Here is an 11,299-nt window from a genome sequence, read left to right on the forward strand (position 1 = left end):
TCAGGGCCTCTTCGCGAGCAAGCCCGCTCCCACATTCGATCGCGGTCAAATGTGGGAGCGGGCTTGCTCGCGAATAACGATCGCGCGGTCTACTTCTGGAATGCTTCAACCACAAAGTCTATGAACACCCGGGTCTTGGCCGGCATCAATGTCCGGCTCGGGTAGTACAGCGAAATCGGTCCTGCATCCGCGTGCCAGTTGGGTAGCAAGCGCACCAGTTCGCCACGCTGGAGGTGGGCGCTCACGTCCGGCAACACCAGCAGCGTCACGCCCAACCCTAGCAGCGCCGCTTCGCGCATGGCCGCCGGGTCATTGAGCACGATGGTTTCGCTCAGACTGACCGGCGCTTCATGACCCGCGCCATCCTGCATGACCCACTGACGAATCCGCCCGGTGCGGCTGCCGCGCATCGCAATCCCGTTGAATCGGGACAACTGCGTCGGATCGTCCGGTAATGCTCGTCCGGCCAGATAAGCGGGAGACGCCACCGCCACTACATCCGCCGCTGCCAGCGTGCGCGAAACCACACCGGGTGTCAGTTCGAAGCCGCCGCCGATGGCCGCGTCGTAGCCTTCGGCAATCAAATCCACGGGGCGGTTTTCGAAGTGCCATTCCGGTTTGATCAATGGATAACGCTCAAGAAAGGCCGGCAGCAATGGCAGCACATGGCCGATACCAAACGTCGGTGCGAGGCTGACTTTGAGCACGCCGGCAGGCTCGCCCCGGTCGCTGCTCACTGCATTGATCGCCGCCTGCAACGCCTCCAGATTGCCGCCAATGCTTGCCAAAAATCCCTCGCCGGCCTCGGTCAGCGACAGCTTGCGGGTCGAGCGCTGGAACAGCCGCACACCGATGTTTCGCTCAAGCATCGCCACGTTACGACTGACTGCAGCGGGCGTCAGCGCCAGCAAGCGTGCCGCCGCGGAAAAGCTGCCGGTTTCGGCGCTACGCACAAAAGACTCAAGATTGGCGAGGGTTTCCATTAGCGGCACCTGCTAGTAATGCTTGAAAATCATTCAAGGCATTACCGACTAATCAAGCGCTAATGGCAAGCGCAGTATTCACTCCAACGACAACCCCCTCGGAGTGAATATTCATGAGCACTATCGGAATCATCGGCGCCGGTGCCATCGGCGAAGCCTTTGCCAGAGCCCTGTCGCGTCAAGGCATCGAACTGGTCATCGCCAACAGCCGCGGACCGCAAACCCTGGCTTCGCTGGTAGAGGAACTCGGGCCGACGGCACGAGCCGGAACCCGTGAAGAAGCGGCTGCGCAGCTGATTGTACTGGTCGCGGTGAACTGGTCGAAGTTGCCGACCGCGCTCGCCGGTCTGCCGGATTTTGGCGGACGGATCGTCATCGACGCCAACAACTCAATTGAGGCGCCGTCGTTCAAGGCGGTGGATTTGCAGGGGCGCACTTCCAGCGAAGTGTTTGCCGAATGGGTGCCCGGCGCGCGGGTAGTGAAGGCGTTCAATCACCTTCAAGCGCGTTTTCTGGAAAGCGATCCGGCAGCGGTGGGCGGGCGGCGGGTGCTGTTTCTCTCGGGTGATGATGCCGATGCGAAAGCTCAAGTGGCGGCGCTGATCGAACAGCTGGGCTTCTTCGGGATTGATCTTGGGGAGTTGAGCATCGGGGCGCGGCTGACGCAGTTTCCAGGCGGCCCACTGCCGTTGCTGAATCTGGTGAAATTTGCCTGACCGCCAGACAAAAAGAACCCGGTGCGACGTGAGTCGCACCGGGTGTTTTGCCAGACGACGAACAGATATTCGTGGGTCCCCGCGCCGTCTGATAAAAGCTTTACGCTCGCTCGATCGCCAATGCCACGCCCTGACCACCGCCGATGCATAGGGTGGCGAGGCCTTTCTTGGCGTCACGCTTGATCATTTCATGCAGCAAGGTCACCAGCACGCGGCAGCCCGATGCACCGATCGGGTGACCCAGGGCGATGGCGCCGCCGTTGACGTTGACCTTGTTCAAGTCCCATTCCAGGTCCTTGGCCACCGCCAGTGATTGCGCGGCGAAGGCTTCGTTGGCTTCGATCAGGTCCAGTTGGTCGATGGACCAACCGGCCTTGCTCAAGCAACGACGCGTGGCCGACACCGGGCCGATGCCCATGATCGCCGGGTCGACGCCCGCGTTGGCGTACGCGGCGATTTTTGCCAGCACTGGCAGGCCGAGGGCCTTGGCTTTGTCGGCGCTCATCAGGATTACGGCAGCGGCGCCGTCGTTCAGCGACGACGCGTTGCCGGCGGTCACCGAACCGTCCTTTTTGAACGCCGGTTTCAGTTTGCCCAGCGCTTCAGCGGTGGTGCCGGCGCGCGGCTGTTCGTCGGTGGCGAAGGACAGCGGATCGCCCTTGCGCTGAGGAATCAGGATCGGCGTAATCTCATCGACAAAACGCCCGGCTTCGATGGCCGCCGTGGCTTTCTGCTGGGAGGCGGCGGCGAAGGCATCCTGTTGCTCGCGAGTCAGGCTGTACTGCTCGGCCAGGTTCTCGGCGGTGATGCCCATGTGGTAATCGTTGAACGCATCCCACAGACCGTCGCTGATCATGGTGTCGACGATTTGCGCGTGACCCATGCGCAGACCGGTGCGAGCACCCGGCATCACGTAGTTGGACAGGCTCATGTTTTCCTGGCCGCCGGCAATGATCACGTCGGCATCGCCGCAGCGAATGGCCTGGGTGGCCAGGTGCAGGGCTTTGAGGCCCGAACCGCAGACCTTGTTCAGGGTCATGGCCGGCACGGTGAACGGCAGGCCGGCCTTGATCGCGGACTGGCGCGCAGGGTTTTGCCCGGCGCCGGCGGTCAGGACCTGGCCCATGATCACTTCATCGACTTCAGTCGGGTTCAGGCCAGTCTGTGCCAGCAGCTGGCGGATGACCGCAGCGCCCAAATCAACGGCAGAAACATTGGCCAGAGAACCCTGGAAACTACCGATCGCGGTACGCGTGGCGGCAACAATGACGACGTCTTGCATGGAAGGATTCCTCACTGGTCAGCGAACTGCATTTCTGGAACGTGATCGGGAACAATCAGTTTACCCGCAGTCTTGGCGACGATTTCCTCAACACTGACGCCCGGTGCACGTTCCTTGAGAATGAACGCGCCGTTGTCGATTTCCAGGTAAGCCAGGTCGGTCAATACGCGCTTGATGCAACCGGCGCCGGTCAGCGGAAGGCTGCATTGGGTCAGCAGTTTGGACTCACCGTCCTTGGACGCGTGGGTCATGATGACGATGATGTTGTCTGCGCCAGCCACCAGGTCCATGGCGCCGCCCATGCCCTTGACCAGTTTTCCGGGAATCATCCACGAGGCGATGTTGCCTTGCACGTCGACTTCAAAGGCGCCCAGCACGGTCAGGTCGACATGGCCACCGCGGATCATCGCGAAGGACTCGGCCGAGGAAAAGATCGACGCGCCGGTGCGTGCGGTCACGGTTTGTTTGCCGGCGTTGATCATGTCGGCGTCGATGGTTTCTTCAGTCGGAAAAGGGCCCATGCCCAGCAGGCCGTTTTCCGACTGCAGCATGACTTCCATGCCTTCAGGGATGTAGTTGGCGACCAGGGTCGGAATGCCGATGCCCAGGTTCACGTAAAAGCCGTCCTGCATTTCGCGGGCGACGCGTTGAGCCATTTGTTCGCGGGAAAGTGCCATTGTTGTTATTCCTTCATTCGGTCCGGGGGCAGGGGATCACTTACGGATGGTGCGCTGTTCGATGCGCTTCTCGAACGTGCCGCAGATGATCCGGTCGACGTAGATGCCAGGGGTGTGGATCTGCGCCGGGTCCAGCTCGCCGGGTTCAACGATTTCTTCGACTTCGACCACGGTGATCTTGCCGGCGGTAGCGGCCAGCGGGTTGAAGTTCTGGGCGGTGTGGCGGTAGATCACGTTACCGAAATGGTCGGCTTTCCAGCCTTTGACGATGGCGAAGTCACCGGTGATGGACTCTTCCATCAGGTACTTGCGGCCATGGAATTCGCGGACTTCCTTGCCGTCGGCAACCGGGGTGCCAACGCCTGTCGCAGTGAAGAACGCCGGGATGCCGGCGCCGCCTGCGCGCATTTTTTCAGCGAGGGTGCCTTGCGGGGTCAGGACGACTTCGATTTCGCCTTTCAACAGCTGTTCTTCGAACAGCTTGTTTTCGCCGACGTAGGAGGCCACCACTTTGCTGATCTGGCGGTCTGTCAGCAGCACACCGAGGCCGAAACCGTCGACGCCGCAGTTGTTGGAGACGACGGTGAGGTCGCGGGTGCCTTTGCGTTTGATCTCGTTGATCAGATTTTCCGGGATCCCGCACAGGCCGAAGCCGCCGGCGATCACGGTCATGCCGTCTTCAAGACCTGCCAGAGCTTCCTCGTAGGAACTCACGCGCTTGTCGAAACCTGCCATATGCACCTCTTTTATTCTTTGTGGGCGGCTGGCTAGCCGAATGGGAGGGAGTGTCTCGCTGTTGAATTCATTTGTTAAGTTGATTTTTAAGGTGGATTGATAGATAAAACTCACCAATCGAACATCCGTATTACGTTGGAGCCACCGGCCATGACAGTCAAGCAGATCCGCGCCTTCCTGGCCGTGGCCCAGAGCCTGAGTTTTGCCGTGGCCTGCGAACGCCTCCATCTGTCGCAATCGGCGTTGAGCCTGACCATCAAGGCGCTGGAGGAGGGCCTGGGCGGGCGCTTGTTCACACGCAACACGCGCAACGTGGCGCTGACCGCCGAGGGCGAATCGCTGGTGCCGCTGGCCCGCCGGTTGATCGCCGATTGGGACAATGCCGAGGACGAACTGCGCCAGCGCTTCACCTTGCAGCGCGGCCGCGTGACCCTGGCGGCCATGCCATCGTTTGCCGGCAACCTCCTGCCGCCGATTCTCAAGACCTTCCGCGCGCGTTATCCCAAGGTCAACGTCACGGTGAATGATGTGATCAACGAGCAGGTGCTGGAAATGGTTCGTGACCGCCAGGTTGAGCTGGGCGTGGCGTTCGAGCCGACGCAGAGTTCGTCACTGGCGTTCACGCCGCTGTACATGGACCGTTTCGTGGCCATTGTGCCCAAGGATTCGCCGCTGACTGAGCAGGCTGATATCGACTGGCATACGCTGCTCAAGGAACCGTTCATCACTTTGCAGCGACCGTCCACGGTGCGGGTGATGCTGGAGGAACATTTACAGGCGCAGGGGATGAAATTGCCGGTGGAGTTTGAAAGTCATCAGTTGGCGACGGTGGGACGGATGGTTGCCAGCGGGTTGGGTGTGAGCGCGGTGCCGGCGTTGTGCGCGGGGCAGATGCAGGAGCTCGGTGCGAAGTGCATTACGCTGCGCGATCCGGTGTTGGAACGGGCCATCGGCGTGTTGACCCAGCCTGGCGGTGAACTGTCGGCGGCGGCGCAGGCGTTGTTCGATATCCTCAAGGAAGAGCTCGGCCAAAGTATGTCCATCCGGTCAACACCGGCCTGATGACTTACACAAATCTAATGTGGGAGCGGGCTTGCTCGCGAAGGCGGTGTATCAATAAGCATCAATATCGACTGACCCACCGCCTTCGCGAGCAAGCCCGCTCCCACACTAGATTGAGTCTTCGTCAGTTGTTAAGTGATCAGGCGCTGGGCCAGCAGGGGCAAAAGCTGTTCGCACGAGCCTTCAATCTTCAGATCCAGCATGTCATCCGCCCGGGTCTTCCCCAGATTCATCGCAATCAACGGCTTCCCCTGATCCGCCACCGCCCGGCACAGCCGAAACGCGGAGTACGCCATCAACGAAGACCCGACCACCAACAGCCCCGCAGCCTTTTCCACCGCGACCATCGCCTTGGCCGCTGTCACCTGCGCCACGTTCTCGCCAAAAAACACCACGTCCGGCTTCATCCGCTCGCCCTTGCAATGCGGGCACTGCGGCACTTGAAACCGCGCTTCAAACGCCGCATCCAGCAAAGTATCGCCATCCGGCGCCTGTACCGCATCGACCCCGGCCAGGTAAGGATTCTGCGCTTCCATCAACCGCTGAATGACATCCCGCTCGGTGCGAATCCCGCAATCCAGGCACAGCACCCGGTGCAGGCTGCCGTGCAGTTCGATCACATCGTGGCTGCCGGCCTGATCGTGCAAGGTGTCGACGTTCTGGGTAATCAGGCCGTTGATCTGCTGCCTGCTTTGCAAACTGGCCAACGCCTCGTGCGCGACGTTCGGCTGCGCCAGGCGCACACGCGGCCAGCCGAGCATGGCCCGTGCCCAATAGCGTCGGCGCGATTGCGGGGCCGAGAGAAATTCCTGGTACATCATCGGTTGCCGGCCGCGGCGCACGCCCTGGTTGTCGCGGTAGTCGGGGATGCCCGACGGGGTGCTGATACCGGCGCCGGTCAGTACCACGAACGGCTGGTCAGCCATGAGTTGCCGAAGCCGCTCGAGTTGTTCGCGCAGGAGGCTGTCGAGCATGTTCAACACTCCGGGAAGGGCCTTGAGTGTGTGCAGCGTAGCAGACCGATCACCCGGACAGTGCGGCTGTCCGGGTGATGATTGAGGCTTATTTACGTGCTTCCAGGATCAGGTTGAACGGTGTTTCGGTGGCGCGCCGGAACGTCTTGAACCCCGCCTCGGTGAAGACCTTGCGTAACCGCGCTTCACCGGCCTGGGCGCCGAGCCCGAGACCGACTTCCTGGGACAGCGAGTTCGGTGTGCAGATGAACGTCGAAGCCGCATAGAACAGCCGTCCCACCGGGGTGATGTTGTCGTCAAGCGAGTCGTTGGCGAAAGGCTCCACCAGCAACACCGTGCCGTCCGGTTTCAGCGACTCATAAGCATGTTTGGCCGCACCCACCGGGTCGCCCATGTCGTGCAGGCAATCGAAGTAGCAGACCAGGTCATAGTCATCGCCGGGGTAGCTCTTGGCGGTGCCCTGGAAGAACCTTGCGCGTGCGGCCACGCCGCCTTCTTCGGCACGTTGGGTGGCGATGGTGACGGAGGGCGCGTGGTAGTCGAACCCGACAAACCGCGAGGCCGGGTACGCCTGGGCCATGATCACTGTCGACGCGCCATGCCCGCAGCCGATGTCCGCGACTTTCGCGCCGGCCTCCAGTTTGGCCACCACGCCATCCAGGGCCGGCAGCCACTCGGCAATCAGGTGCGCTTTGTAACCGGGGCGGAAAAACCGTTCGGTGCCGCTGAACATGCACGGGTGGTGATCGCCCCAAGGCAGGGCGCCGTCGCCGCGCATGGCTTTGACCAGTTTGTCCTTGTCATGGAAAAACGACGCCACCACGCCGATACCGCCGGCGATATAGACCGGTGAGTCTTCGATGGCCAGGGCCAGGGCTTGTTCTTCGGGCAGGCGGAACTGGCCGTCGCGGTGTTCCATGTAACCGGAAGCGGCGTGGGCGCTGAGCCATTCGCGCACCAGGCGGGGGTTGCAGCCGGTTTTACCGGCGAGTGTTTCGGGGCTGATCGGCTGACTGTCGGCCATGGCCCGGTACAGGCCGAGTTCCTCGCCGAGGATGACATTGGCGAGCATCGCCGCGCCGCCCATGTCGTTCACCAGTTTGCCCATGAAATCATTGAGTCTGGCCTCGTCCATCACGTGTGCTCCTTTGGCAGGATCACGGTCCAGAGGGCTTGTTTTCGAGGCGTTCGGCTCTGGGCGGTGGTCGTGGGAATGAACAGGACGCCAAGCACGTCCTGTGTGCATTAAGTTTAGTCCGCAGGCTGCGCGCTGCGCCCTGAAGCGACGAAACCCCGTTTCCCTGATTGACACAGAACCCCTGTGGGAGCGGGCTTGCTCGCGAAGGCGGTGTGTCAGTCACCATAAATATCGACTGACGCACCGCCTTCGCGAGCAAGCCCGCTCCCACAAGGGATTTGTGTTTCCAGGGGGGAATGGTGGTGTGTATCGCACTGTATCTATCGCGCCGCTGGATACAGTTCTCTCCAACAACCGGCCATTGCCGAACACAGCCCGGATACAAACCTGCGATGAACTGTACAAGCCATCCAGCGCCCGAACTCCGGTTCTGCCGAGGCATTCTCACTCCGTGAAGGGAACCCCTGATGACTACGCTTGTGTCTGAAACCAACCCCGTCAATCGCCTGCGCGTCGACCATTACACCCAAGGGATCATCGGCCCAAGCCAGCCCATGCTCGGGCCGCTGGCCGACGGTGGCACGCTGATCACCGGCACGCCGCCGGGATGTTGGGGGCCGATGATCACGCCGGCGTTCGAAGGCGGCCACGAAGTCACGCAACCGGTGGCCATCGCTGGCGCCGAGGTCGGCGACGCAGTGGCGATCAAGATCAAAAGCATGCGCGTGACCTCCCTGGCGACGTCCTCCGGGGTCATGAGCTTTGTCGAGGGGCGCTATAACGGCGATCCGTTCGTCTCCAAATTCTGCTCCAAGTGCGGCACCGACCACCCGGCCAGCCACGTCGAAGGCATCGGCGAAGCAGCCATTCGTTGCAACAACTGCGGCGCTGAAGTCAGCGCGTTTCGCTTCAGCCACGGCTACGTGATTGTGTTCGATGCGCAAAATCAAGTCAGCCTGACCGTCAATCAGGACGTTGCCAACCGACTGGCGGGCAATGCGTCCGAGATGTCGGCACTGCCGGAATTCGCCGCCCAGCATTCGATCCTGTCGCTGGCCCGCGCCGACATCCCCGGCGTCGCCGCGCACATGCGCCCGTTCCTCGGCAACATCGGCACCACGCCGTCCCGTGACTTGCCGGACTCGCACAACTGCGCCGATTTCGGCCAATACCTGATCAACGCACCGCACCGTTTCGGCATGACCCGTGAGGAACTGCACGCCGCGAAAACTGACGGCCACATGGACACCAACTCGATCCGCGAAGGCTGCGTGCTGATCTGCCCGGTTAAAGTGCCCGGCGCCGGGGTGTACATGGGCGACATGCATGCCCAGCAGGGCAACGGCGAAATCGCCGGGCATGCCACCGATTGCTCCGGGGAAACCGAAGTGCAGGTGGAAGTGATCAAGCACCTGACCCTGGAAGGGCCGATCCTCCTGCAGAACCTCGATGACCTGCCACCCATGGCCCGGCCGATGACTGCCGAACAACGGCAGAAAGTCCGCGAACTGGGCGAGCGTTGGGGGCAGCACGAGATCGAGCAGAGCGGCCCGATCACCTTTATCGGCAGCGGCGAAAACCTCAACGTCGCCGTGGAAAACGGCCTGAAGCGCGCCGCTTCGGTCACCGGCCTGTCGTATGACGAAGTGCTCAACCGCGCCACCATCACCGGCTCCATCGACATCAGCCGCTTGCCCGGCACCGTCCGCGTGACCTTCCTCTGCCCGATGACCGTGCTGGACCGGTTCGGCATCGGCCATCTGGTACGCGAGAAATACGACTTGGCATAACGCCAACCCCACGGGTCTGTACCGAAGTGTGTACAGACCCGCTGCCGATACATCCAACCCGATTTGCCGCCGTAACCGAACACAGCCCCGATACAGCGCTTCGATTAACTGTGATTCCGTTATGGCAATCATTGAGATCGACACCATGCAGACCTCTTCCTCCTCCATCGCGGCCAGCGTCGGGCTCGGCCTGCGTCGCGGTTTAATGAAAGACCTTCTAGCCGCCCGTACCGGCGATTTCGACTTTCTGGAAGTCGCACCGGAAAACTGGATCGGCATCGGCGGCGCCCATGGCCATGCACTGCGCACCCTGGCCGAGCGGTTCCCCTTGTCCTGTCACGGCTTGTCGTTGTCCCTCGGCGGGCCAGCGCCGCTGGATGTCGGGTTCCTGCAAGAAGTCCGGGTGTTCCTCGACCAGTATCAGGTGCCGCTGTACAGCGAGCATTTGAGCTATTGCAGCGATGACGGTCACCTCTACGACCTGTTGCCGCTGCCCTTCACCGAAGAAGCGGTGCACCACGTGGCGGCGCGCATCCGTCAGGCACAGGACATTCTCGGGCGGCGCCTGGCGGTGGAAAACGTTTCCTATTACGCCGCGCCACAGCAGGACATGGACGAAGTGACCTTCACCAACGCGGTGTTGCGCGAGGCCGATTGCGACCTGCTGCTCGACGTCAACAACGTGTACGTCAACTCGATCAATCACGGTTTCGATCCGCTGACCTTTTTGGCCAATGTCGACTCAGGCCGGGTGGTGGGCATGCACGTGGCCGGGCACTTTGACGAATCCGACACCTTGAAAATCGACACTCACGGCGCCTCGGTGAAACCGGTGGTCTGGTCGTTGCTGGCGCAGGCCTATGCCCGCTTCGGCGCGCAATCGACGCTGCTGGAGCGGGATTTCAACTTCCCGGCGTTTTCTGAACTGGTGGCCGAATTGCAGACCATTCGCCGCTTGCAAACCGAGGGGATGAACCGTGGATAAGCCGAGCCTGGTTGAACAGCAAGGCACCCTGGGCCGCTATCTGCGCGACCCGGATCACTGCGCGCCACCCAGTGAAATGAATGCGACGCGGGCCCAGGTCTATCGCGACTTGATTTTCGCCAACCTGTCGACGTTGCTCAGCGGGACGTTCCCGGTGCTGATCAAGATTCTCGGTGATGAACAGTGGCGCACGCTGGTGCGGATTTTCCTGCGGGATTACCGCGCGCAGACGCCGAAATTCGGCGAGATCGCCAAGGAATTTATCGAGTTTCTCGCGGCTGAACCGCAGGCGTTGAGCGAGGGCACCTGGCCGCCGTTCATGGTCGAGTTGGCGCATTACGAATGGGTCGAGATGGCGTTGCAGCAGTCCGATGCCGAGCCGTTGGCACCGAGTGATGCGGCGATGATCCTGGAGCGACCGTTGCAGGTTTCGCCCCTGGCGTGGCCGCTGGCGTATGGCTGGCCGGTGCAATTGGTCGGGCCGGATGTTCAACCCGAGGCAGCACCGGCTCAGCCGACCTTGTTGCTGGTGAGACGGGCGGAGGACTGGAGTGTGAAGTTTTCCGAACTGAGCCCGTTGGCGTGGCGATTGTTGCAACGGATCGAGCAATTCCCTGAGCTGAACGGCGCTGCGCAGCTGGAAGGCCTGGCGGTCGAGGCGGGGGCGAGCGGTTCGGCGGAGTTCATGGAGAGCGGCGCGGCGTTGTTGCGCCAGATGCACGGGGAAGGGGTGGTTGGCGTAGCAATCTGACCCACCACAACCCAACAAACCCCATCAACCCTGGAGTGAGCCTTTGTGGCGAGGGGGCTTGCCCCCGTTGGGTCGCGAAGCGGCCCTGCACTTTTTAAAGCCAACCGAGTCGCCTGGATTTACGGCTGCTTCGCAGCCGAACGGGGCGATGCGGCGTTCCGACAAGCCCCCTCGCCACAAAGGCTCACTCAGGGTTAGTGGTGTGT

The 11,299-nt window shown here is 61.7% G+C and carries 11 protein-coding genes; 5 read left to right on the forward strand and 6 right to left on the reverse strand.

Annotation, left to right across the window (positions count from 1 at the left end):
• Nucleotides 1–89: 89 nt before the first annotated feature.
• Nucleotides 90–983 (reverse strand): LysR family transcriptional regulator, encoded by an 894-nt coding sequence (locus tag EAH78_RS19115; protein WP_140668909.1) that lies wholly within the window; start codon nucleotides 981–983, stop codon nucleotides 90–92.
• Nucleotides 984–1,096: 113 nt separating this feature from the next.
• On the opposite strand from EAH78_RS19115, the gene EAH78_RS19120 reads away from it, so the two are divergent.
• Entirely contained in the window at nucleotides 1,097–1,699 is a 603-nt protein-coding gene (locus EAH78_RS19120; RefSeq protein WP_140668910.1) for an NADPH-dependent F420 reductase, read from the forward strand.
• Between the two features lie 100 nt (nucleotides 1,700–1,799).
• Here EAH78_RS19120 and EAH78_RS19125 read toward each other — a convergent pair whose 3' ends face one another.
• The 3 genes from EAH78_RS19125 to EAH78_RS19135 are packed head-to-tail and all read right to left on the reverse strand — an operon-like array spanning nucleotide 1,800 to nucleotide 4,393.
• Entirely contained in the window at nucleotides 1,800–2,981 is a 1,182-nt protein-coding gene (locus EAH78_RS19125; RefSeq protein WP_140668911.1) for an acetyl-CoA C-acetyltransferase, read from the reverse strand.
• Between the two features lie 11 nt (nucleotides 2,982–2,992).
• Complete coding sequence (locus EAH78_RS19130) at nucleotides 2,993–3,658, reverse strand: CoA transferase subunit B (RefSeq protein WP_140668912.1); 666 nt, start codon at nucleotides 3,656–3,658, stop codon at nucleotides 2,993–2,995.
• 36 nt (nucleotides 3,659–3,694) lie between these two features.
• Nucleotides 3,695–4,393, reverse strand: coding sequence for a CoA transferase subunit A (locus tag EAH78_RS19135; protein WP_027925230.1), 699 nt, complete (start codon nucleotides 4,391–4,393; stop codon nucleotides 3,695–3,697).
• 150 nt (nucleotides 4,394–4,543) lie between these two features.
• On the opposite strand from EAH78_RS19135, the gene EAH78_RS19140 reads away from it, so the two are divergent.
• Complete coding sequence (locus EAH78_RS19140; protein WP_140668913.1) at nucleotides 4,544–5,455, forward strand: LysR family transcriptional regulator; 912 nt, start codon at nucleotides 4,544–4,546, stop codon at nucleotides 5,453–5,455.
• A 131-nt stretch (nucleotides 5,456–5,586) separates the two neighbouring features.
• On the opposite strand, the gene EAH78_RS19145 is transcribed toward EAH78_RS19140, so the two are convergent.
• A complete protein-coding gene (locus tag EAH78_RS19145) occupies nucleotides 5,587–6,429 on the reverse strand; it encodes an NAD-dependent protein deacetylase (RefSeq protein WP_140668914.1) in 843 nt (280 codons plus the stop codon).
• An 88-nt stretch (nucleotides 6,430–6,517) separates the two neighbouring features.
• On the reverse strand, nucleotides 6,518–7,564 hold the full coding sequence (locus tag EAH78_RS19150) for a class I SAM-dependent methyltransferase (RefSeq protein ID WP_140668915.1): 1,047 nt from the start codon (nucleotides 7,562–7,564) through the stop codon (nucleotides 6,518–6,520).
• A 470-nt stretch (nucleotides 7,565–8,034) separates the two neighbouring features.
• Between EAH78_RS19150 and EAH78_RS19160 the strand changes: the two genes are divergently transcribed.
• The 3 genes from EAH78_RS19160 (at nucleotide 8,035) to EAH78_RS19170 (ending at nucleotide 11,093) form a co-directional block, all read left to right on the forward strand.
• Nucleotides 8,035–9,357 carry an acetamidase/formamidase family protein gene (locus EAH78_RS19160; RefSeq protein WP_140668917.1) on the forward strand — a complete coding sequence of 441 codons (1,323 nt, stop codon included), beginning with the start codon at nucleotides 8,035–8,037 and terminating at the stop codon, nucleotides 9,355–9,357.
• Nucleotides 9,358–9,502: 145 nt separating this feature from the next.
• Nucleotides 9,503–10,342, forward strand: coding sequence for an HvfB family MNIO-type RiPP peptide maturase (locus EAH78_RS19165; protein ID WP_140668918.1), 840 nt, complete (start codon nucleotides 9,503–9,505; stop codon nucleotides 10,340–10,342).
• Complete coding sequence (locus EAH78_RS19170; RefSeq protein ID WP_140668919.1) at nucleotides 10,335–11,093, forward strand: HvfC family RiPP maturation protein; 759 nt, start codon at nucleotides 10,335–10,337, stop codon at nucleotides 11,091–11,093. Before EAH78_RS19165 ends, EAH78_RS19170 begins: the two co-directional genes overlap by 8 nt.
• Nucleotides 11,094–11,299 lie beyond the last annotated feature (206 nt).

Source organism: Pseudomonas arsenicoxydans, from assembly GCF_006438915.1.
Classification (GTDB): domain Bacteria; phylum Pseudomonadota; class Gammaproteobacteria; order Pseudomonadales; family Pseudomonadaceae; genus Aquipseudomonas; species Aquipseudomonas arsenicoxydans_A.

Bases quoted from the DNA above. Each gene is read 5' to 3' on its own strand.
- EAH78_RS19160 (WP_140668917.1), top strand. From the start codon at position 8,035: ATGACTACGCTTGTGTCTGAAACCAACCCCGTCAATCGCCTGCGCGTC.
- EAH78_RS19165 (WP_140668918.1), top strand. From the start codon at position 9,503: ATGCAGACCTCTTCCTCCTCCATCGCGGCCAGCGTCGGGCTCGGCCTG.
- EAH78_RS19145 (WP_140668914.1), bottom strand. From the start codon at position 6,429: ATGCTCGACAGCCTCCTGCGCGAACAACTCGAGCGGCTTCGGCAACTC.
- EAH78_RS19125 (WP_140668911.1), bottom strand. From the start codon at position 2,981: ATGCAAGACGTCGTCATTGTTGCCGCCACGCGTACCGCGATCGGTAGT.
- EAH78_RS19135 (WP_027925230.1), bottom strand. From the start codon at position 4,393: ATGGCAGGTTTCGACAAGCGCGTGAGTTCCTACGAGGAAGCTCTGGCA.
- EAH78_RS19150 (WP_140668915.1), bottom strand. From the start codon at position 7,564: ATGGACGAGGCCAGACTCAATGATTTCATGGGCAAACTGGTGAACGAC.
- EAH78_RS19115 (WP_140668909.1), bottom strand. From the start codon at position 983: ATGGAAACCCTCGCCAATCTTGAGTCTTTTGTGCGTAGCGCCGAAACC.
- EAH78_RS19120 (WP_140668910.1), top strand. From the start codon at position 1,097: ATGAGCACTATCGGAATCATCGGCGCCGGTGCCATCGGCGAAGCCTTT.
- EAH78_RS19140 (WP_140668913.1), top strand. From the start codon at position 4,544: ATGACAGTCAAGCAGATCCGCGCCTTCCTGGCCGTGGCCCAGAGCCTG.
- EAH78_RS19130 (WP_140668912.1), bottom strand. From the start codon at position 3,658: ATGGCACTTTCCCGCGAACAAATGGCTCAACGCGTCGCCCGCGAAATG.